Annotated in this window: 18 protein-coding genes and 2 tRNA genes; 1 reads left to right on the top strand and 19 read right to left on the bottom strand. The window is 57.3% G+C overall.

Features of this window, described 5'->3' with window-relative positions; genetic code table 11:
- Positions 1 to 219 precede the first annotated feature (219 nt).
- The 16 genes from U367_RS0117340 to rlmE all read right to left on the bottom strand — a co-directional run bounded on the left by U367_RS0117340 (position 220) and on the right by rlmE (position 16,444).
- Positions 220 to 840, bottom strand: coding sequence for a BON domain-containing protein (locus U367_RS0117340; RefSeq protein ID WP_028617968.1), 621 nt, complete (start codon positions 838 to 840; stop codon positions 220 to 222).
- 294 nt (positions 841 to 1,134) lie between these two features.
- Positions 1,135 to 3,240, bottom strand: coding sequence for a polyribonucleotide nucleotidyltransferase (gene pnp, locus U367_RS0117345; protein WP_016976826.1), 2,106 nt, complete (start codon positions 3,238 to 3,240; stop codon positions 1,135 to 1,137).
- 195 nt (positions 3,241 to 3,435) lie between these two features.
- Positions 3,436 to 3,705 (bottom strand): 30S ribosomal protein S15, encoded by a 270-nt coding sequence (gene rpsO, locus U367_RS0117350; protein ID WP_003177875.1) that lies wholly within the window; start codon positions 3,703 to 3,705, stop codon positions 3,436 to 3,438.
- 115 nt (positions 3,706 to 3,820) lie between these two features.
- Positions 3,821 to 4,738 carry a tRNA pseudouridine(55) synthase TruB gene (gene truB, locus U367_RS0117355; protein ID WP_003235022.1) on the bottom strand — a complete coding sequence of 306 codons (918 nt, stop codon included), beginning with the start codon at positions 4,736 to 4,738 and terminating at the stop codon, positions 3,821 to 3,823.
- A 3-nt stretch (positions 4,739 to 4,741) separates the two neighbouring features.
- Complete coding sequence (gene rbfA / locus U367_RS0117360) at positions 4,742 to 5,137, bottom strand: 30S ribosome-binding factor RbfA (RefSeq protein WP_016973761.1); 396 nt, start codon at positions 5,135 to 5,137, stop codon at positions 4,742 to 4,744.
- Between the two features lie 159 nt (positions 5,138 to 5,296).
- Complete coding sequence (gene infB / locus U367_RS0117365) at positions 5,297 to 7,822, bottom strand: translation initiation factor IF-2 (protein ID WP_028617969.1); 2,526 nt, start codon at positions 7,820 to 7,822, stop codon at positions 5,297 to 5,299.
- A gap of 27 nt (positions 7,823 to 7,849) precedes the next feature.
- Complete coding sequence (gene nusA / locus U367_RS0117370; protein ID WP_025857112.1) at positions 7,850 to 9,331, bottom strand: transcription termination factor NusA; 1,482 nt, start codon at positions 9,329 to 9,331, stop codon at positions 7,850 to 7,852.
- A 47-nt stretch (positions 9,332 to 9,378) separates the two neighbouring features.
- Positions 9,379 to 9,837: a ribosome maturation factor RimP gene (gene rimP, locus U367_RS0117375; RefSeq protein ID WP_003235029.1), complete on the bottom strand. Its 459-nt coding sequence runs from the start codon at positions 9,835 to 9,837 to the stop codon at positions 9,379 to 9,381.
- A 140-nt stretch (positions 9,838 to 9,977) separates the two neighbouring features.
- A tRNA-Met gene (locus U367_RS0117380) sits at positions 9,978 to 10,054 on the bottom strand.
- Between the two features lie 96 nt (positions 10,055 to 10,150).
- Positions 10,151 to 10,236: transfer RNA gene (locus U367_RS0117385), tRNA-Leu, on the bottom strand.
- A 22-nt stretch (positions 10,237 to 10,258) separates the two neighbouring features.
- Entirely contained in the window at positions 10,259 to 10,642 is a 384-nt protein-coding gene (secG, locus tag U367_RS0117390) for a preprotein translocase subunit SecG (protein WP_003194191.1), read from the bottom strand.
- 4 nt (positions 10,643 to 10,646) lie between these two features.
- Entirely contained in the window at positions 10,647 to 11,402 is a 756-nt protein-coding gene (tpiA, locus tag U367_RS0117395) for a triose-phosphate isomerase (protein WP_003194193.1), read from the bottom strand.
- A gap of 66 nt (positions 11,403 to 11,468) precedes the next feature.
- Entirely contained in the window at positions 11,469 to 12,806 is a 1,338-nt protein-coding gene (glmM, locus tag U367_RS0117400) for a phosphoglucosamine mutase (protein WP_028617970.1), read from the bottom strand.
- A gap of 16 nt (positions 12,807 to 12,822) precedes the next feature.
- Entirely contained in the window at positions 12,823 to 13,674 is an 852-nt protein-coding gene (gene folP, locus U367_RS0117405; protein ID WP_028617971.1) for a dihydropteroate synthase, read from the bottom strand.
- Positions 13,675 to 13,682: 8 nt separating this feature from the next.
- Positions 13,683 to 15,593 (bottom strand): ATP-dependent zinc metalloprotease FtsH, encoded by a 1,911-nt coding sequence (gene ftsH, locus U367_RS0117410; protein WP_016976820.1) that lies wholly within the window; start codon positions 15,591 to 15,593, stop codon positions 13,683 to 13,685.
- 200 nt (positions 15,594 to 15,793) lie between these two features.
- Positions 15,794 to 16,444: a 23S rRNA (uridine(2552)-2'-O)-methyltransferase RlmE gene (rlmE, locus tag U367_RS0117415; protein WP_016976819.1), complete on the bottom strand. Its 651-nt coding sequence runs from the start codon at positions 16,442 to 16,444 to the stop codon at positions 15,794 to 15,796.
- A gap of 106 nt (positions 16,445 to 16,550) precedes the next feature.
- Between rlmE and yhbY the strand changes: the two genes are divergently transcribed.
- Positions 16,551 to 16,859, top strand: a complete 309-nt coding sequence (gene yhbY / locus U367_RS0117420) for a ribosome assembly RNA-binding protein YhbY (RefSeq protein WP_028617972.1) — start codon at positions 16,551 to 16,553, stop codon at positions 16,857 to 16,859.
- 23 nt (positions 16,860 to 16,882) lie between these two features.
- Here yhbY and U367_RS0117425 read toward each other — a convergent pair whose 3' ends face one another.
- From U367_RS0117425 to carB, 3 genes are read right to left on the bottom strand one after another with little or no spacing between them, the layout of a single operon-like run.
- Complete coding sequence (locus U367_RS0117425) at positions 16,883 to 17,287, bottom strand: hypothetical protein (RefSeq protein WP_025999772.1); 405 nt, start codon at positions 17,285 to 17,287, stop codon at positions 16,883 to 16,885.
- A gap of 28 nt (positions 17,288 to 17,315) precedes the next feature.
- The gene (greA, locus tag U367_RS0117430; RefSeq protein ID WP_028617973.1) at positions 17,316 to 17,792 is read right to left on the bottom strand and encodes a transcription elongation factor GreA; all 477 of its coding nucleotides are present in this window, start codon (positions 17,790 to 17,792) and stop codon (positions 17,316 to 17,318) included.
- A complete protein-coding gene (gene carB, locus U367_RS0117435) occupies positions 17,789 to 21,010 on the bottom strand; it encodes a carbamoyl-phosphate synthase large subunit (RefSeq protein ID WP_028617974.1) in 3,222 nt (1,073 codons plus the stop codon). Before carB ends, greA begins: the two co-directional genes overlap by 4 nt.
- Positions 21,011 to 21,037: the final 27 nt, after the last annotated feature.

Genomic DNA, 21,037 nt, shown 5'->3' on the forward strand with positions numbered 1-21,037 from the left:
ACAACTCCAAATGTGGGAGCGGGCTTGCCCGCTCCCACATTTGATTCCCATAGCTGTAACATTTGTATTCCAGCCCAGAATAGAACAGGCCCCGACACAAGTGCCGGGGCCTGTAATGACCACATCCGTGTGGTCGGTCGCATGAACTCCAGAGGTGCATCAGGTGGATATCTAACTCACCCTAAGCCGCCGCCATTCGGTTCAGACGAAACGGGTGCGTTACTCTGCTTTCAGGCCGTCGGCCGATACAGCTTTAACGCCTTTGATTTTCTTGGTGATGTTCACCGCGGTAGTTTTCTGGGCTTCAGTGACCGCTGCGGTCGAAGACAGGGACACTACACCTTTGTTGGTTTCGACTTTGATGTCGGTACCAGGAATACCTTTTTCGGTTACCAGATCAGCTTTGACTTTGGTGGTGATCCAAGTATCCGAGGTGGACTCTTTAGCGCTAGCAGCTGCGCCCTTGGTTTTATCGATACCATCAGCTTTGGTTGCGCCGCCAGCCAGTAGGCCATCAGCAGAAACAGCAGTGACACCTTTGATTTTCTTGGTGATGGCTACAGCGGTCGCTTTTTGCGAGTCCGAAATAGCGACTTCGGAGGACAGGGAAACCACGCCTTTGTTGGTTTCAACCTTGATGTCCGAACCAGGAATACCTTTCTCGGTCAGCAGGTCAGCTTTCACTTTGGTGGTGATCCAGGTATCCGAGGTGGACTCTTTAGCCTTGGTCACTTCACCGGCCGCCAGCGTCATAGGGGCTTGGGAAGTCTGAGCAAAGGCTACGTTAGCACCCATGGCCAGGGTCAGAGCGGTAGCAGTAGCGAGAGCGAACTTCTTCATACGAGTAACTCCTGTTTTATTAAAAGTCTGCAGTACGTAAACCTTGATGCTGCAGCGTTAACAGGAATATTGCAGGCAGTGTGCCAAGTCTGATGAGCCAATAAAACTCATATAAAACAACAACTTATAAAAACACCTAATTTTCGGAATCGTGCAAGTTGCATGAATACCATCGTGGCTGCATGCAAGTTGCGGCTTTTGGATTCAGCTAAACGGCTGATTTCCCGCTACTTTCCAGCGCCCATAAAAAAAGGACTCCGAAGAGTCCCTTTTTCAGCTGAAAGCTCGGGGGGATTAAACGCCCGAAGCCTTGGCTGCTGCTACGTCCTTGATGGACAGTTTGATACGGCCGCGGTTGTCCACGTCCAGTACCAGCACTTCCACTTCCTGGCCTTCCTTCAGGATGTCGGTCACTTTCTCAACGCGAGCGTCGCTCAGCATGGAGATGTGAACCAGACCGTCCTTGCCCGGCAGGATGTTGACGAATGCGCCGAAGTCGACGATGCGCTCAACCTTACCGACGTAGATCTTGCCGATTTCGGCCTCAGCAGTGATGCCCAGAACGCGCTGACGTGCTGCTTCAGCCGCTTCCTTGGTTTCGCCGAAGATCTTGATCGAGCCGTCGTCTTCGATGTCGATCGAAGCCTTGGTTTCTTCGCAGATCGCACGGATAGTCGCGCCGCCTTTACCGATGACATCACGGATTTTGTCGGTGTCGATTTTCATCGCGATCATGGTCGGAGCATTTTCCGACAGTTCGGTGCGGGACTGACCAATGATCTGGTTCATCTGACCGAGGATGTTCAGGCGCGCTTCCAGGGCTTGGCCCAGGGCGATTTCCATGATTTCTTCGGTGATGCCTTTGATCTTGATGTCCATCTGCAGCGCGGTCACACCTTTGGCGGTACCGGCTACTTTGAAGTCCATGTCGCCCAGGTGGTCTTCGTCACCCAGGATGTCGGTCAGGATGGCGAACTTCTCGCCTTCTTTAACCAGGCCCATGGCGATACCGGCAACCGGCGCCTTCATCGGCACACCCGCGTCCATCAGTGCCAGGGAAGCACCGCAAACGGAAGCCATGGAGCTGGAACCGTTGGACTCGGTGATTTCCGACACAACACGGATGGTGTACGGGAACACGTCAGCTGCAGGCAGCATGGCGGCGATCGAACGACGGGCCAGACGGCCGTGACCGATTTCGCGACGACCAGCGCCACCCATGCGACCACACTCGCCCACCGAGAACGGAGGGAAGTTGTAGTGCAGCATGAACGGGTCTTTTTTCTCGCCTTCCAGGGTGTCCAGCAGTTGTGCGTCACGGGCGGTGCCCAGGGTCGCGACTACCAGAGCCTGGGTTTCACCACGGGTGAACAGCGCCGAGCCGTGAGTCTTCGGCAGAACGCCGACTTCGATGTTCAGCGGACGTACGGTACGGGTGTCGCGACCGTCGATACGTGGCTTGCCGTTAACGATGTTTTCGCGAACGGTGCGGTATTCGATTTCACCGAAAGCCGCTTTGACGTCGCTGGAGGAAGGCTGGCCTTCTTCACCGGACAACTTGGCCACAACCTGATCCTTCAGCTCGCCCAGGCGAGCGTAACGGTCGGCCTTGACGGTGATGGTGTAGGCGTCGGAGATGGCAGCGCCGAACTCGGAGCGGATAGCGCCCAGCAGTTCGGTCGCTTCAGCTTGTGGAGCCCAGGTCCAGGTTGGCTTGGCAGCTTCGGCAGCCAGCTCGGTGACAGCCTTGATGACAGCCTGGAACTCGTCGTGGGCGAACAGTACGGCACCCAGCATCTGGTCTTCGGTCAGCTCTTTGGCTTCCGATTCAACCATCAACACGGCTTCCGAGGTACCGGCTACAACCATGTCCAGGCTCGAAGCTTTCTGTTGCTCGTAAGTCGGGTTCAGCAGGTAGCCGGTGCTTTCGTGGAAAGCAACGCGGGCAGCGCCGATCGGGCCATCGAAAGGAATGCCGGAGATGGCCAGGGCAGCCGAAGTACCGATCATCGCAGCGATGTCCGGATCGGTCTTTTTGCTGGTGGAAACGACGGTGCAGACAACCTGCACTTCGTTCATGAAACCTTCTGGGAACAGCGGACGGATCGGACGGTCGATCAGTCGGGAAGTCAGGGTTTCTTTCTCGGAAGGACGGCCTTCACGCTTGAAGAAACCGCCAGGGATCTTACCGGCAGCGTAAGTCTTTTCCTGGTAGTGAACGGACAGAGGGAAGAAGCCTTTGCTCGGGTCAGCGGTCTTGGCGCCAACTACAGTCACCAGAACGGTAACGTCGTCGTCAACGGTAACCAGCACTGCGCCGGAGGCTTGACGGGCGATACGGCCTGTCTCGAGGGTAACGGTCGACTGACCGAACTGGAATTTTTTGATAACCGGGTTCACGGTGTCCTACCTTCTTTGTGGCTCTTGGGGGAACTTGTCTTCTTGCGAAATTCTTGGGCAATGTCGGGAATCGGCCCGAACCTGGTCCAGGGTAAAACGTGTATCCAGATAAAACTTGAGGCTGGGAGCCTACCATGAGCCAGCGGGAATCCCACTGGCACACGGCAGACAACCAACCTCTAGCGCAATCGCTTATTAGCGACGCAGACCCAGGCGACCGATCAGAGTCTGATAACGACCCAGATCCTTGCCTTTCAGGTAGTCCAGCAGCTTACGGCGCTGGTTTACCATGCGGATCAGACCACGACGGGAGTGGTGATCTTTACCGTTGGCCTTGAAGTGACCTTGCAGCTTGTTGATGTTGTGGGTCAGCAGTGCAACTTGCACTTCTGGCGAACCAGTGTCACCAACAGCTTGCTGATAGTCAGCAACGATTTGTGCTTTTTCTTGAACGTCGAGAGCCATGAGGCAATCCTTTTTTCAGGAAACCACCCAAAAGGCAGTTTCAACAGGCCAGGGACAAATCCCTGTATCTAAAAATGAGTAGTGACCGTGCCTGTTAACAGCCACCCTCGTCCGGTCATTCTGACCGAATCAGTCGACGCGGCGCGATGCGCCCGTCTTCGCTCACTTCACCGATACCGATGAAGCGACCATTATGATCCTGTACCCGTACCATGCCGAACTTCGGGGCATCCGGGGCACGTACCGGCTGGCCGTTGAGCCAGTAGAACGCGCTGTGCTCCGAGAAGTGCAGCAATGGCCAATCCAGCAAACCGCTGTCCGATGGCATCAGGAAGCGATCAACCGCTTCGTTGCCGCCTTCGGCGTGTACGGCTTCCAACTCTTCCAGCGTGACCGTCTGGGCCAGGCTGAAAGGGCCAGCCTGGGTGCGTCGCAGTTCTGCAACGTATGCACCGCAACCGAGCTGCTCACCGATATCTTCCACGAGGGTACGGATATAGGTGCCTTTGCTGCAGTCCACGGCCAGGCGGGCAGTGTCGCCTTCACAGGCGAGCAATTCCAAGCGCGCAATAGTAACAGAACGCGGTTCGCGCTCCACTACTTCGCCCGCACGTGCCAGCTTGTAAAGAGGCTGGCCATCACGCTTGAGCGCCGAGTACATCGGCGGTATCTGACTGATTTGCCCACGAAAACCGGGTAAAGCCGCTTCAATATCTGCACGACCAACGGTCACATCGCGAACCTGCAGAACATCACCTTCGGCGTCGGCCGTGGTGGTGGTCTTGCCCAATTGCATCAGGGTTTCGTAACCCTTGTCGGAATCGAGCAGGTATTGCGAAAACTTGGTGGCCTCGCCAAAGCACAAAGGCAGTACACCGGTGGCCAAAGGATCGAGGCTGCCGGTATGCCCGGCCTTTTCGGCGTTGAGCAGCCAGCGGACCTTCTGCAACGCGGCATTGGAGGTAAAGCCAATGGGCTTGTCGAGCAGGATTATGCCGCTGACGTTGCGACGGATACGTTTGACCTGAGCCACCGCTTACTCCTTGGCGTCTTCAGGTGTGGACGGATGCTGGCTGTCTTCAGCCACGGCGCGCTCGATCAGTGCCGACAGGTGCGCACCCCGCACGACGCTTTCGTCGTAGTGGAAGTGCAACTGAGGAACACTGCGCAGCTTCATTTCACGGGCCAACTGCATGCGCAGGAAACCTGCGGCCGAGTTGAGCACCTTGATGCTTTGTGCGATTTCTTCGCTGCTGTCCTGCCCCATCACGGTGATGAAGATCTTGGCGTGACCCACGTCACGGCTCACTTCTACGGCGGTGATGGTGACCAGGCCAACGCGAGGGTCTTTGACTTCGCGACGGATCAGTTGGGCCAGCTCGCGCTGCATCTGATCGCCGATACGCTGGGTACGGCTGTATTCTTTTGCCATGTCTTGTTACCTGTTACTGCCACACGGTGAAACCCGTGGGGTCTGAAAGCGGCAAACGCCCGGCCTGACAAAAGCCAGACCGGGCGTTGCGTTTAGAGTCCGTACGCTGCGCGGGGCATTTGCATGCCCACACGCGGCGTGGCTCCGGAAGTGCGCGAGTTAGAGGCTGCGAGCAACCTGAACCTTCTCGAAGACTTCGATCTTGTCGCCAACCTTGACGTCGTTGTAGCTCTTGACGCCGATACCGCATTCCATGCCGGCACGTACTTCGGAAGCGTCATCCTTGAAGCGGCGCAGGGATTCCAGCTCGCCTTCGAAGATAACGATGTCTTCACGCAGTACACGGATTGGACGGTTACGGTGCACAACACCTTCGATAACCATGCAACCGGCGATCGCGCCGAATTTCGGCGAGCGGAACACGTCACGCACCTCGGCCACACCCAGGATGTTCTCCCGGACGTCGCTGCCAAGCATGCCGGTGAGGGCTTTCTTGACGTCTTCGATGATGTCGTAGATGACGTTGTAGTAACGCATGTCCAAGCCTTCTTGCTCGACGATCTTGCGAGCGCCGGCATCGGCACGCACGTTGAAGCCGAACAGTACAGCGTTGGAAGCCAGTGCCAGGTTGGCGTCGGATTCGGTGATACCACCGACACCGCCACCGACAACGCGCACTTGCACTTCGTCGTTACCCAGGCCATTCAAGGCGCCGTTCAACGCTTCGAGGGAACCACGTACGTCAGATTTGAGGACGATGTTAAGCGTCTTCTTCTCTTCCTGGCCCATGTTCTCGAAGATGTTTTCCAGCTTGCCGGCGTGAGCACGGGCCAGCTTGACTTCGCGGAACTTGCCTTGACGGAACAGAGCCACTTCACGGGCTTTCTTCTCGTCGGCAACCACGCTCATCTCGTCGCCAGCGTCCGGGGTACCGTCCAGGCCGAGGATCTCGACCGGGATAGCAGGACCTGCTTCCTTGATTGGCTTGCCGTTCTCGTCGAGCATGGCACGTACACGGCCGTAGTTCGAACCGACCAGTACCATGTCGCCTTGGCGCAGGGTACCGTCTTGAACCAGAACGGTAGCAACCGGGCCACGGCCCTTGTCGAGACGGGACTCAACGACAACACCACGGCCAGGAGCCGATGGCGTAGCGGTCAGTTCCAGAACTTCGGCTTGCAACAGAACAGCTTCGAGCAGTTCGTCAACGCCGGTACCCATCTTCGCGGAGACCGGTACGAATGGAGTGTCGCCACCCCACTCTTCGGACGTCACGCCGTGAACCGACAATTCGCTACGGATGCGATCGAGATCGGCGCCCGGCTTGTCGATCTTGTTCACTGCTACTACCAACGGAACGCCAGCTGCCTTGGCATGCTGAACGGCTTCGATGGTTTGTGGCATCACGCCGTCGTCCGCTGCAACCACCAGGATCACGATGTCGGTCGCCTTGGCACCACGGGCACGCATTGCGGTAAACGCGGCGTGACCAGGAGTATCGAGGAACGTCACCATGCCACGCTCGGTTTCAACGTGGTACGCACCGATGTGCTGGGTGATACCACCGGCTTCGCCAGCAGCAACCTTGGCACGACGGATGTAGTCGAGCAGGGAGGTCTTACCGTGGTCAACGTGGCCCATTACGGTCACGACTGGTGCACGGGAAACCGCCTCACCTTCAAACTTCAGGGACTCGGCCAGGGAATCTTCCAGGGCGGTGTCGCTGACCAGGGTCACTTTGTGGCCCAGCTCTTCAGCAACCAACTGGGCAGTTTCCTGGTCCAGTACCTGGTTGATGGTGGCCGGAGTACCCAGCTTGAACATGAACTTGATGATTTCAGCAGCCTTGACCGACATCTGTTGAGCGAGGTCGCCCACAGTGATGGTCTCGCCGATCTTCACTTCACGCACGACAGGGCCGGTTGGGCTCTGGAAACCGTGGGCGTTGCGTTTCTTCAGCTTGGCCTTGCCGCGACCACCACGACGGAAGCCATCGCTTTCTTCGTCGGTAGTACGTGGGGCAACGCGTGGAGCAGGCGCTTTCTCTTTGACCGAGGCACGATGCGGAGCGTTTTTGCGCTCGCCATCGCCACCACCGCCACGACGATTGTTATCGTCGGCACGTGGCTTGTCTGGGCGACGAGGTTCGTCACGCTTACGAGCGTCAGCAGCAGGCGCTGGTGCAGCGGCAACCGAAGCGGCCTCACGCACAGCTTCTACAGGAGCGCTAGGCGCGGCGACCGCTTCAGTGGCAGCAGGTTGCGCAGCAGCAGGCTGGCGACGCGCTTCTTCTTCGGCGCGACGCTTGGCTTCTTCTTCAGCCTTCTGACGTGCAGCATTTTCTACTGCGCGACGTTCTTCCAGTTCGCGTTTGCGCTCGGCTTCGATTTCTTCCGGGCTGCGTTGTACGAAGACTTTCTTCTTGCGTACTTCAACGCTGATGCTCTTGCTACCAGCAACACGCAAGGTGCTGGTGGTTTTGCGCTGCAATGTAATCTTGCGCGGTTCTTCCACTTTCGCCTTGTGGCTGCTCTTCAAGTGAGTCAGCAAAGACTGCTTCTCACTATCGCTCACACCTTCATCGGCGGCGGTGTGCGGCAGACCTGCCTCACGCATCTGCTGCAACAGGCGCTCTACCGGTGTTTTGACCTCATCGGCCAGTTGTTTCACCGTGACTTGCGTCATGCACTTCTCTCCTCAGGCCGCGCCTAGTTACTCGAACCAATGGGCTCGGGCGGCCATGATCAACTTGCCGGCACGATCATCGTCAATGCCGTCGATGTCGAGCAGATCGTCAATAGACTGCTCGGCCAGGTCTTCGCGGGTAATTACGCCGCGCACCGCCAGTTCCATCGCCAAATCCTTGTCCATACCCTCAAGCGAGAGCAGGTCTTCGGCCGGATGGGCGTCTGCCAGCTTTTCCTCAGTAGCGATGGCTTTAGTCAACAAACGATCCTTGGCCCGAGCGCGAAGCTCGTTGACGGTGTCTTCGTCAAAGCCGTCGATGTTGAGCATTTCTTCCAACGGTACGTAGGCAATCTCTTCCAGGCTGGTGAAGCCTTCATCTACCAGCACCTGTGCCAGGTCTTCATCGACTTCCAGCTCTTCGATGAAGTTGCGCAGGATGTCACCGGTTTCAGCTTGCTGCTTAGCCTGGATGTCCGATTCGGTCATCACGTTCAGGGTCCAGCCGGTCAGTTGGCTGGCCAGACGCACGTTCTGACCACCACGACCAATGGCCTGAGCCAGATTGTCTGCGCCAACGGCGATGTCCATTGCATGGGCATCCTCGTCAACGATAATTGCCGCCACTTCAGCCGGCGACATGGCGTTGATTACGAACTGCGCCGGGTTATCGTCCCACAGGACGATGTCCACACGCTCACCACCCAATTCGCCCGACACTGCCTGGACGCGCGAACCGCGCATACCGATGCAAGCGCCTTGCGGATCGATGCGTTTGTCCTTGGAGCGGACCGCAATCTTGGCACGCGAACCCGGATCGCGGGACGCAGCCATGACTTCGATCAGGCCTTCGGCGATTTCCGGCACTTCGATACGGAACAGCTCGATCAGCATTTCCGGCGCAGTACGCGACAGGATCAACTGAGGGCCGCGGTTCTCGGTGCGGATTTCCTTGAGCAGCGCACGCAGACGCACGCCGACACGGAAGGTTTCGCGAGAGATGATGTCTTCGCGGGCCAGCAACGCTTCGGCGTTGTTGCCCAGGTCGACGATCACGTTGTCGCGGGTGACTTTTTTCACGGTGCCGGAGATGATTTCACCCAGGCGCTCGCGATAAGCGTCAACGACTTGAGCGCGCTCGGCTTCGCGAACCTTCTGCACGATGACCTGTTTGGCGGTCTGTGCAGCAATACGGCCGAATTCGATCGACTCGATCTTTTCTTCGACGACATCACCGACCTTGGCACCAGGATGCGTTTCGGCAACCTTGCTTGGCCAGGTTTCGATGGCCGGATCATCAAGATCGGCTTCTTCGACGACCGTCCAGCGACGGAAAGTCTCATAGGCACCGGTGTGGCGATTGATTTCCACACGCAGATCAACTTCGTCTTCAAAACGCTTTTTGGTAGCAGTGGCCAGGGCCAGCTCCAGCGCTTCAAAAATCACGTTTGCCGGTACGCCCTTTTCATTGGATACCGACTCAACAACCAGCAGTACTTCTTTGCTCATCGTACGCCTCGCCTTTCGCAAGCCATTGGATCCGCGGGATCCGCGTCTCAGTCAAAACTGGGAATAATGTTGGCCTTGTCGATCATATCGATCGGCAACAGGAACTCATGGTCTTCTACCTGCACCACGACATCCTGTTCTTCTACACCGCGCAGAAGGCCCTGAAAGTTGCGTCGCCCTTCGAAGGGAGAACGCAGCTTGATCTTCACTTGTTCACCGGCAAATTTTGCAAACTGATCAATAGTGAACAGTGGGCGTTCCATGCCTGGCGAGGAAACTTCGAGGGTGTATTCAACGGAGATCGGATCTTCAACATCCAGCACACCGCTAATCTGACGGCTGACAATGGCACAATCGTCCACCAGCACGCCGCCCTCTTTATCGATATAAACGCGCAACATTGAGTGGCGACCTTGAGCCGAAAACTCAATACCCCAGCATTCATAGCCTAGGGCCACGACCACCGGGGCCAGCAAGGCCTGCAACTCTTCTAGCTTGCTCGACACCTGAACCCCCTCGTGCATGTATGTGCATGCTGTGCAAAATAAAAAAATGGGCGAAACGCCCATCCTTGAAACGCCGTCGAACAGCGGCGTTGAAAGTGTCCAGCTAACAAAAAGCCCCTTAAAAGGGGCTCCGCTAAAACTGGTTGCGGGGGCCGGATTTGAACCAACGACCTTCGGGTTATGAGCCCGACGAGCTACCAGACTGCTCCACCCCGCGACAAAGCTGGGGCGGAAGTATACGACCGATCCCTTACAGGGTCAATGTAACCTTCCACCTACAAGAAAGCCCGCAACAGCGGGCTCTCCTGATAATTGGTACCGAGAAGGGGACTCGAACCCCTACACCCTATGGGCACAACCACCTCAAGGTTGCGTGTCTACCAATTCCACCACCTCGGCAATACAGCGATTACAACCCTTCTTACTTCTGCTCTTGAGCTGGAGGTACGTCAGTCGCTGGAGTAGCCGACTTTTGCTCTTGAAGCACCGGGACATCATCAGAAGCCGGTTTTGCTTTTGGTACTTCCAACACTGCTGGGTTTGGGAGACCTACTTGAGTCAGCACATGAGCTTTCTCTTTAGCAAAGTAACCTAACCCCAAGCTGGTTATGAAGAAACCGGCGGCAAGTATAGCAGTAAACTTACTAAGAAAGGTAGAGGAACCTTGGCTTCCGAACACAGTATTTGAAGCACCTGCACCGAAAGACGCACCAGCATCCGCACCTTTACCCTGTTGCAGCAAAACCAGAGCGACGACGCTCAGAGCAGCCAACAGATGAAAAACGACTACGACTGTTTCCAGCATTTTTTCAGTTTCCCGCGGCGCGACAGATCGCACCGAACTCATCTGCATTCAGGGAAGCTCCACCAATGAGCCCCCCATCGATATCCGGCATGCCGAACAGTTCGACCGCATTGGCCGCCTTCACGCTGCCGCCGTATAGAAGACGCACACCTTGTGCGACCTCAGAATTCTCTGCCGCCAACTGCGCGCGGATGGCTGCGTGCACATCCTGCGCCTGTTGCGGTGTAGCAGTCAGCCCGGTACCAATGGCCCAGACCGGCTCGTAAGCAATTACTGCCTTTGCAAACGCACCAACACCCAACTCCTCAATGATACTGCCTAGCTGACGCGAGACAACTTCAAGAGTCTTGCCCGATTCCCGCTGCTCCAGGGTCTCCCCTATGCACAACACCGGAATCAAGCCACAAGCCTGTGCCGCTGCGAACTTACGATTGAGTGTCCCATCACGCTCGCCCATCATCTGACGGCGCTCGGAGTGCCCGACAAGCACATAGGAACAACCCGCATCGACCAACTGACTCGGCGAAATCTCACCGGTCAACGCACCTTGCATTGGCTCCACTGCGGAGTTCTGCGCGCCGACCTGAATCGACTTGCCTTTCAAGCCATCAACCACTTGGTTGATATGCAAGCAAGGCGGGAACACCGCAACATCAACACCGCTCGGCAAGGCCAAGTGACGAAGGCCATTGATCAGCTCAGCGACACTGGCGCGGGTACCGTGCATCTTCCAGTTACCAGCTACCATAGTGCGACGCATGCTGTACCTCGTCGGTCAAAGTGGGCGCAGATGTTACCCAACCACATCATCACTGGCAAGCCGAATTCAGGCGCAAACTTCAGTTACCAGTTTTGCCAGGTCTTCGGCATGGCCGCGAACCTGTGTTTCATCGTCACCTTCGACCATGACACGCACCAGAGGCTCTGTGCCGGACTTGCGCAACAACACGCGACCACGCCCCGCCATAGCGAGGGTCACGCGCTCACACGCCTCTTTGACAGCCGGGTGCTCGATCGGGTTTTCGCCGCCACCAAAACGCACATTGAGCAGCACTTGCGGACATTTGCGCAGCGCCTGGCGCGCCTGGGCCAGACTCTCTTCGCGTCGACGCAAGGACAACAGAACCTGCAACGCAGCGATGATCGCGTCACCTGTGGTGGTGTGCTGGAAGCAGACTACGTGCCCTGAATTCTCCCCCCCCACCTGCCAGTTACGCTCAAGCAGCTCGGCGATTACATAGCGGTCACCGACATTGGCGCGCACGAAGGGAATACCCAGGTCCGCCAGGGCCAACTCAAGCCCCAGGTTGCTCATCAAAGTACCGACGACGCCACCCTGCAGCTTGTTACGCTCGTGCATGTCACGCGCAATGATGAACAACAGGTCATCGCCATCAACAATCGCGCCCGTGTGATCCACCATCAGCACGCGATCACCATCGCCGTCGAAGGCGATACCCAAGTCGGCATGCTCGGCCAGGACGGCCGCCTGCAGTTGTTCCATATGGGTGGAACCACAGTTTTCGTTGATGTTCAGCCCGTTGGGCTGGGCCGACAATACCGTCACGTCCGCGCCCAACTCCTTGAACACGCTCGGTGCGACCTTGTAGGTCGCGCCGTGTGCGCAGTCGACCACAATCTTCAAGCCGGCAAAATTGGTGCTGCTCGGCACACTGCTCTTACAGAATTCGATATAGCGGCCAGAGGCGTCATTGATACGCGACACCTTGCCCAGCTTGCTGGATTCAACCACCGTCATCGGCGCGTCCAGCAACTCTTCGATCATCAACTCGATCTCATCCGGCAGCTTGGTGCCCTGGCCCGAGAAGAATTTGATGCCGTTGTCATCATGAGGATTGTGCGAGGCACTGATCACGATACCGGCTTCAGCGTGGAAGGTACGCGTCAGATAAGCGATCGCCGGCGTCGGCATGGGCCCCAACAGCATCACATCCGCGCCTGCGGCGGACAGGCCCGCCTCCAGTGCCGACTCAAACATGTACCCCGAGATACGGGTGTCCTTGCCCACCAGAATGCGGCACGCGCCCATACTGCGGAACGCCATGCCCGCCGCCCAGCCCAGCTTGAGCATGAAATCAGGAGTAATCGGAAATTCGCCGACCCGACCACGGATACCGTCGGTGCCAAAGTATTTTTTAGTCATAAGTGCTCCATCATTCTTATTCGGCTGATTCTACAGCGGCAATCATACGCACGACATCTACGGTCTCGGCGACATCATGCACACGCAAGATACGCGCACCCTTGGTCACCGCCAGCGCAGCCAGTGCAAGGCCGCCATACAACCGTTCACCCACTGGACGATTCAAGGCCAGCCCTATCATGCTCTTGCGCGAAACGCCGACCAATAGGGGCCGACCAAGGGCATGCAGGGCTTCCATATGCTTGAACAGACTCAGGTTGTGCTGCAGGGTCTTGGCGAAACCGAAGCCGGGATCGAGGATGATTTTTTCCTCAGCAATCCCCGCGACAGCACACCGAGCGACCCGCTCAGCGAGAAAACCGCTGACTTCGCCGACAAGGTCATCATAGTGAGGACTGTCCTGCATGTTGCCGGGCTCACCCAGCATGTGCATCAGACACACCGGCAGACCGGTTGCCGCCGCCGCATCAAGGGCGCCGTCGCGCTGGAGAGAGCGCACATCGTTGATCAGCCCCGCCCCAAGGCGGGCAGTTTCGCGCATCACGGCCGGCGTCGACGTATCAACCGAGATGATCACATCCAGCTCACGCGCAATACGCTCGACGATCGGCGCCACCCTCTCCAACTCTTCCAAGGGAGAAACGATGCGGGCCCCAGGCCGAGTCGACTCACCACCCACATCAATCAGGGTCGCTCCCGCCGCAACCATTGCTTCAGCATGTCGCAACGCTGCATCAAGCTGGCTGAAGCGGCCGCCATCGGAAAAGGAGTCGGGGGTTACGTTGAGAATGCCCATGACATGCGTATGGGCTAAATCAAGAACCCGGTTGCCGCAAGGCAACCGGGTGGAGGACAACACAGAAGTCATTTCAAGCCTTAGACGTCAGCTGCCGGACCGCCGATCGGGGTTTCGGGGCGTTCATTCTGAACCACTGGCGGAGTACCAGAGGTGCCCGAACCGCCTTCCCAATCGCGAGGCTCACGAGGTGCACGACCTGCCATGATGTCGTCGATCTGATCGGCATCAATGGTCTCGTACTTCATCAGCGCATCCGCCATGGCATCCAGCTTGTCGCGGTTGTCCGTGAGGATCTGCTTGGCCGTGCCGTAGCACTGGTCAATGATGCTGCGCACTTCGGAGTCGATCAGCTTGGCCGTCTCACCGGAGAAGCTGGCGTTTTGACCACCACCGCCGCGACCCAGGAACACTTCACCTTCTTCCTCGGCATACATCAAAGGACCGAGCTTTTCCGACAAGCCCCACTTGGTCACCATGTTCCGTGCAATCTGGCTGGCACGCATGATGTCGTTGGAAGCACCGGTAGTGACACCGTCGAAGCCCAGGGTCATTTCTTCAGCAATCCGACCGCCGTAGAGCGAGCAGATCTGACTGATCAGTGCGCGCTTGGAGAGGCTGTAGCGATCCTCTTCCGGCAGGAACATGGTCACACCCAGCGCCCGACCACGAGGAATGATCGACACTTTGTAGACCGGATCATGCTCAGGCACGACGCGACCAACGATAGCGTGACCCGCTTCGTGATAAGCGGTGTTCTGTTTCTCTTTTTCGGACATGACCATGGATTTGCGCTCGGCACCCATCATGATCTTGTCTTTTGCCAGCTCGAACTCTTTCATTTCAACGATGCGCTTGCCGGTACGGGCAGCAAACAACGAAGCCTCGTTCACCAGGTTGGCAAGGTCGGCACCGGAGAAGCCTGGAGTGCCACGGGCGATCACGGCCGGAGCCACGTCGTCTCCCATCGGCACTTTGCGCATGTGTACTTTCAGGATCTGTTCGCGACCACGGATATCCGGCAAGCCAACTACCACCTGGCGGTCGAAACGGCCTGGACGCAGCAATGCAGGATCCAATACATCCGGGCGGTTGGTTGCCGCAATGACGATGATGCCATCGTTCATTTCGAAGCCGTCCATCTCAACCAGCAGTTGGTTAAGGGTCTGCTCACGCTCATCATGACCGCCACCCATGCCCGCGCCACGATGGCGGCCAACTGCGTCGATTTCATCGATGAAGATGATGCATGGCGCATGCTTTTTAGCCTGTTCGAACATATCGCGAACACGGCTGGCACCGACACCGACAAACATTTCGACGAAATCAGAGCCGGAAATGGTGAAGAAAGGCACCTTGGCTTCGCCGGCAATCGCCTTGGCCAGCAAGGTTTTACCGGTACCCGGAGGACCAACCATCAGTACACCGCGAGGAATACGGCCACCCAGGCGCTGAAACTTGCCCGGATCGCGCAGGAACTCGACCAGCTCGCCTACTTCTTCCTTGGCTTCGTCACAACCGGCAACGTCAGCCAGGGTAGTTTTCACCTGATCTTCGGAGAGCAGGCGTGCCTTGCTCTTGCCGAAGCTCATCGGCCCGCCCTTGCCTCCCGCACCACCTTGCATCTGGCGCATGAAGAACATGAACACGGCGATGATCACCAGGATCGGGAAGCTGGCTACCAGCAATTGGGTCCAGATGCTCTGCTGCTCAGGCTGCTTGCCTTCGACCACCACGTGATTATCCACCAGGTCGCCGATCAGACCGTTGTCCTGGATTGCCGGACGAATGGTCTTGAAGCTGTCGCCATCGTTGCGTTTGCCGGTGATCACGTAGCCATCAACCGCTACGCGCTCGACCTTGCCATCCTTAACTTGCTGGATGAAGTCGGAATAGTTGAGGGTCTGCGGCTCGTTAGGGCTGGAGAAGTTGTTCATCACCGTCACCAGGACAGCCGCGATGATCAACCACAGGATCAGATTCTTTGCCATATCGTTCAATTAACTACCCTCTGAAGCAAGCTCCGCTACTGGCGCGCGCTTCGCATGATATTCACCGGCCTAACTTACTACATTACCTACAACTCTGGCAGGCGCCGTCTGTAACCCTTTGTGAAACTTTGACTACACAATATTCGTAAAGCTTCGTGACGAAAGCGATATAAAAAAACCTATCGCCCTCCTCGAATTCCTCAAAAACGCTCTTCACTCGCAGCGCCTTCAACTCCGCGGAAGCCGCGGCACAGCAGGTACTGCTCCCGAGACCTGTCTCGGGATGAGTCAGGCTTACGCGTTTGCACCTTCTCGAACAACTTGCGAATGTTCTTGTGGTACTCGTCGAAACCCTCGCCCTGGAAGACTTTCACCAGAAAATCACCACCAGGACGCAAAACCCGACCCGCCAAATCCAGCGCCAGCTCACATAGGAACATTGCGCGCGGCATATCAACGGCCGGTAATCCACTCATATTGGGGGCCATGTCGGAAATCACAAGGTCTACCTGCGAATTTCCCACAGCCTCAAGGATCTGTGCGAGTACGGCATCCTGAGTGAAGTCACCGTGAACAAAGGTCACATCCGGGATACTGTCCATTTCCAGAATGTCGGAAGCGATCAAGCGGCCCTGCCCACCAATCAGACGACTGGTCACCTGGGACCAACCACCTGGGGCTGCACCCAGATCGATAACGCTCATGCCTGGACGGATCAACTTATCCTTGTCCTGGATCTCCAGCAGCTTGTAGCTGGCCCGCGAACGGTAGCCGTCCTTCTGCGCCTTTTTGACGTAAGGATCGTTGAAATGTTCTTGTAGCCACTTAAGGCTGGTTTTGGAACGGGCCACGGGCCACCTCGAAAAATAAAACGGGTCGTGATTAACTGGGCGGTCCCGGACTCGCTCGGGTAAACTGGCCGCCGCTTTTTACAAGATCAGACGCAGGGGTCAGATTATGCCGCTCACTCAAGAGCAGAAGAAACAGTACAAATCCATTGGCCACCATCTGAAACCAGTTCTGATTGTGGCAGATAACGGTTTGACTGAAGGTGTGTTAGCCGAATTCGAACGTGCGCTGAACGATCATGAACTGATCAAGATCAAGGTCAACATCCTTGACCGCGAAGCGCGCCTGGCTGCCATTGCAGAACTGTGCAAGGCAGGCAAAGCGGACCTGGTCCAGGTCATCGGCAAGATGGCGCTGCTGTATCGCAAGAACTTCAGCGTCAACAAGCAACTGTCGAACGTTCATCGCTTCAAATGATGACTTTTAAATAACAGCAAGGGTCACGGGCGCGCTTCGCGCGCCCTGCCACTCCACCCTGGCGCCGGCTGCATAACCAGCACCAGACCAGAAAACCCTAGTACAAGATAGCTGAATAGCTGCCAGCGCAACGCTTCCGGCAGCCAGACATGCACAATGCAATACATTGCACACGCATACAGCGCCATCAACAGCAGTTGCCCGCGAATATCCCGCCACAAACTCCCCAAGCCTTCAGCCTTGACTAGCACCAACGCCTGGAGCGTCACGCACGCCGCCGCAAAACCCACCAGCAGCGCACTGAGTAATCCATCGATCTCATCGATCAGCAACGGTGCCAGGCCAATCAGGCCCAGCGCCGGCAACACGCCAATGTGCAACAACCACAGACCACCCACCCAAAGCATCTGGGAGAGCTGCCAAAGCATGGCGCCCGCACGTAGCGGGCGCCGTCTTTCAGACGTGACTAACTTCAACAATCTCGTACTCGATCACGCCGCCTGGCGTTTTCACAGCAACCACATCACCCTCTTCCTTGGCAATCAAGGCGCGGGCAAGCGGAGAACCGACAGAGATTTTGCCGAGCTTGAAGTCAGCCTCATCCTCGCCAACGATGTGGTAAACCACACTTTCGTCCGTTTCGACGTTGGCGATTTCCACGGTCGTGCCGAAAATCACCTTGCCGGTCTTCGGAATGGTCGTCACGTCGATGACCACCGAGTTCTGCAGGCGGCCTTCGATATCGCGGATGCGCGCCTCGACCATACCTTGCTGCTCGCGAGCAGCGTGGTATTCGGCGTTTTCCTTCAAGTCACCCAGCTCGCGGGCCGTACCGATGTCCTGGCTCAGCTTTGGACGGACGACCTTGGTCAGATGGGCGTGCTCCTCTTCCAGGGCCTTGAAGCCCTGGACGGTCATTGGGTATTTGGTCATGCCTTCAATCCTGCGTGTAGATCCTGCAAGCGACGCACGGTCTTTTCCGGACCGAACTTGAGCGCTTCGCAGATGGCTTCGCCAGCAGCAATGGTGGTGGTGCAGTAGATCTTGTGCTGCAAGGCGTTACGACGAATGGAGTAGGAGTCCGCGATCGACTGGCGACCTTCGGTGGTGTTGATGATCAGGGTGACTTCGTCATTCTTGATCATGTCGACCACGTGCGGACGGCCTTCCGTCACCTTGTTCACGCGACGCACTTTCAAGCCGGCAGCTTCGATCAGCTTGGCGGTCCCGGCGGTGGCCACGACTTCGAAGCCCAAGTTGATCAGATCACGGGCCACGCCTGCAACCAGTGGCTTATCATCATCACGCACACTGATGAACGCAGTACCACCAGTCGGCAGCACTTCGCTGGCACCCATTTGGGCCTTGGCAAAGGCTTCACCGAAGGTGTCGCCCACGCCCATCACTTCACCGGTGGACTTCATCTCTGGGCCCAGGATCGGGTCCACGCCAGGGAACTTGGCGAACGGGAACACCGCCTCTTTCACGCTGTAGAAGTTCGGAATGATTTCCTTGGTGAAGCCGATCTCTTTCAGGGTCTTACCTGCCATCACGCGAGCCGCGATCATGGCCAGGGAGATACCGATGCACTTGGAAACAAATGGCACGGTACGCGAAGCACGCGGGTTGACTTCAATGACGTAGATGTCTTCGCCTTGCAGCGCCAACTGTACGTTCATCAGGCCAACTACGCCCAATTCCAAGGCCATTTTCTTGACCTGTTCGCGCATCTCGTCCTGGATGTGCGCCGGCAGCGAGTACGGCGGCAGCGAGCATGCAGAGTCACCGGAGTGAACGCCCGCCTGTTCGATGTGCTGCATGATCGCGCCGATCACCACGTCGGTGCCGTCGCAAACGGCGTCCACATCCATCTCGATGGCGCAGTTGAGGAAGTGGTCCAGCAGCACCGGGCTGTCGTTGGACACTTTCACCGCATCACGCAGGTAGCGCTTGAGCTCTTCTTCTTCGTAGACGATTTCCATCGCACGACCGCCCAATACGTAGGACGGACGCACCACCAGCGGGTAGCCGATCTTGCTGGCTGCGCGAATGGCTTCGTCTTCGCTGCGCACGGTGGCGTTTGGCGGCTGGCGCAGGTTCAGGCGCTCAACCATTTGCTGGAAGCGCTCACGGTCTTCTGCACGGTCAATTGCGTCTGGGCTGGTGCCGATAATCGGCACGCCTGCTTCTTCCAGGGCACGCGCCAGCTTCAGTGGAGTCTGGCCGCCGTACTGGACGATCACGCCCTTTGGCTTCTCGACCCGGCAGATTTCCAGCACGTCTTCCAGGGTCACTGGCTCGAAGTACAGGCGATCCGAGGTGTCATAGTCAGTGGAAACGGTTTCCGGGTTGCAGTTGACCATGATGGTCTCGTAACCGTCTTCGCGCAGGGCCAATGCAGCGTGTACGCAGCAGTAGTCGAACTCGATACCCTGGCCGATACGGTTTGGGCCACCGCCGAGGATCATGATCTTGTCGCGGCCCGACGGCGCGGCTTCGCACTCTTCCTCGTAAGTTGAGTACATGTAGGCGGTGTCGGTAGCGAACTCGGCCGCGCAGGTGTCAACGCGCTTATAGACCGGGAAGATTTCCAGCTTGTGGCGGTGGCGACGCAATGCTTTTTCGGTCACACCCAGCAACTTGGCCAGACGCATGTCGGAGAAACCTTTGCGCTTGAGCTTGAACATCAAGTCGCGGTCGATACTGGCCAGACCCAGGGTCTTGACCTTCTCTTCTTCCTTGATCAGGTCTTCGATCTGCACCAGGAACCACGGGTCGATCATGTTCATGCCGAAGATGTCTTCGACCGACAGACCGGCGCGGAAAGCATCAGCCACGTACCAGATGCGCTCGGCACCCGGCACGGTCAGTTCGCGCTTGAGGATGCTCATGCTTTCCGGATTGCTCAGGTCGAGCTTCTCGTCCAGGCCACAAACGCCCACTTCCAGACCGCGCAAGGCTTTCTGCAGGGACTCCTGGAAGGTCCGGCCGATGGCCATGACTTCACCGACCGACTTCATTTGAGTGGTCAGGCGTGCGTCGGCTTTCGGGAATTTCTCGAACGCGAAACGTGGCAGCTTGGTGACGACGTAGTCGATCGACGGCTCAAAGGACGCCGGAGTAGCGCCGCCGGTGATTTCGTTCTGCAGTTCGTCCAGGGTATAGCCGATCGCCAACTTGGCGGCGATACGCGCAATCGGGAAACCGGTAGCTTTAGAGGCCAGGGCCGAGGAACGGGATACCCGCGGGTTCATCTCGATGACTACCATGCGCCCCGTGTTCGGGCAGATGCCGAACTGGACGTTGGAGCCGCCGGTTTCCACGCCGATTTCACGCAGTACCGCCAGCGAGGCGTTACGCATGATCTGGTATTCCTTGTCCGTCAGGGTCTGCGCCGGCGCAACTGTGATCGAGTCACCGGTGTGCACGCCCATCGGATCGAAGTTTTCGATGGAACAGACGATGATGCAGTTGTCCTTCTTATCGCGGACAACCTCCATCTCATACTCTTTCCAGCCGATCAGGGACTCGTCAATCAGCAGCTCTTTGGTCGGTGACAGGTCCAGGCCACGAGAACAGATTTCTTCGAACTCTTCACGGTTGTAAGCGATACCGCCACCGGTGCCGCCCATGGTGAAGGACGGACGGATGATGCACGGGAAGCCCAGCTTCTCGAGCACTGTGTTGGCCTCTTCCATGCTGTGGGCGATACCCGAGCGCGGGCAGTCCAGGCCGATGGACTTCATCGCCTTGTCAAAGCGCGAACGGTCTTCGGCCTTGTCGATGGTGTCAGCATTGGCGCCGATCATTTCTACGCCGAATTTCTCCAGGACGCCTTCGCGCTCCAGATCCAGGGCGCAGTTCAGAGCGGTTTGACCACCCATGGTTGGCAGCAGCGCGTCCGGACGCTCTTTCTCGATGATCTTGGCAACAGTCTGCCACTTGATCGGCTCGATGTAAGTGGCGTCAGCCATGTCCGGGTCGGTCATGATGGTGGCCGGGTTGGAGTTCACCAGGATGACGCGGTAACCCTCTTCGCGCAGGGCTTTACAGGCCTGGGCGCCGGAGTAGTCGAATTCGCAGGCCTGGCCGATCACGATCGGGCCAGCGCCGAGAATCAGGATGCTTTTTATGTCTGTACGTTTTGGCATGGGTTTGTCACTCAAATCCGCAGGTCA

It is taken from the genome of Pseudomonas canadensis (assembly GCF_000503215.1).
Lineage (GTDB): Bacteria > Pseudomonadota > Gammaproteobacteria > Pseudomonadales > Pseudomonadaceae > Aquipseudomonas > Aquipseudomonas canadensis.

Bases quoted from the DNA above. Each gene is read 5' to 3' on its own strand.
- U367_RS0117340 (WP_028617968.1), bottom strand. From the start codon at position 840: ATGAAGAAGTTCGCTCTCGCTACTGCTACCGCTCTGACCCTGGCCATG.
- rpsO (WP_003177875.1), bottom strand. From the start codon at position 3,705: ATGGCTCTCGACGTTCAAGAAAAAGCACAAATCGTTGCTGACTATCAG.
- rbfA (WP_016973761.1), bottom strand. From the start codon at position 5,137: ATGGCAAAAGAATACAGCCGTACCCAGCGTATCGGCGATCAGATGCAG.
- infB (WP_028617969.1), bottom strand. From the start codon at position 7,822: ATGACGCAAGTCACGGTGAAACAACTGGCCGATGAGGTCAAAACACCG.
- nusA (WP_025857112.1), bottom strand. From the start codon at position 9,331: ATGAGCAAAGAAGTACTGCTGGTTGTTGAGTCGGTATCCAATGAAAAG.
- secG (WP_003194191.1), bottom strand. From the start codon at position 10,642: ATGCTGGAAACAGTCGTAGTCGTTTTTCATCTGTTGGCTGCTCTGAGC.
- tpiA (WP_003194193.1), bottom strand. From the start codon at position 11,402: ATGCGTCGCACTATGGTAGCTGGTAACTGGAAGATGCACGGTACCCGC.
- glmM (WP_028617970.1), bottom strand. From the start codon at position 12,806: ATGACTAAAAAATACTTTGGCACCGACGGTATCCGTGGTCGGGTCGGC.
- folP (WP_028617971.1), bottom strand. From the start codon at position 13,674: ATGACTTCTGTGTTGTCCTCCACCCGGTTGCCTTGCGGCAACCGGGTT.
- ftsH (WP_016976820.1), bottom strand. From the start codon at position 15,593: ATGGCAAAGAATCTGATCCTGTGGTTGATCATCGCGGCTGTCCTGGTG.
- yhbY (WP_028617972.1), top strand. From the start codon at position 16,551: ATGCCGCTCACTCAAGAGCAGAAGAAACAGTACAAATCCATTGGCCAC.
- U367_RS0117425 (WP_025999772.1), bottom strand. From the start codon at position 17,287: ATGCTTTGGCAGCTCTCCCAGATGCTTTGGGTGGGTGGTCTGTGGTTG.
- greA (WP_028617973.1), bottom strand. From the start codon at position 17,792: ATGACCAAATACCCAATGACCGTCCAGGGCTTCAAGGCCCTGGAAGAG.
- carB (WP_028617974.1), bottom strand. From the start codon at position 21,010: ATGCCAAAACGTACAGACATAAAAAGCATCCTGATTCTCGGCGCTGGC.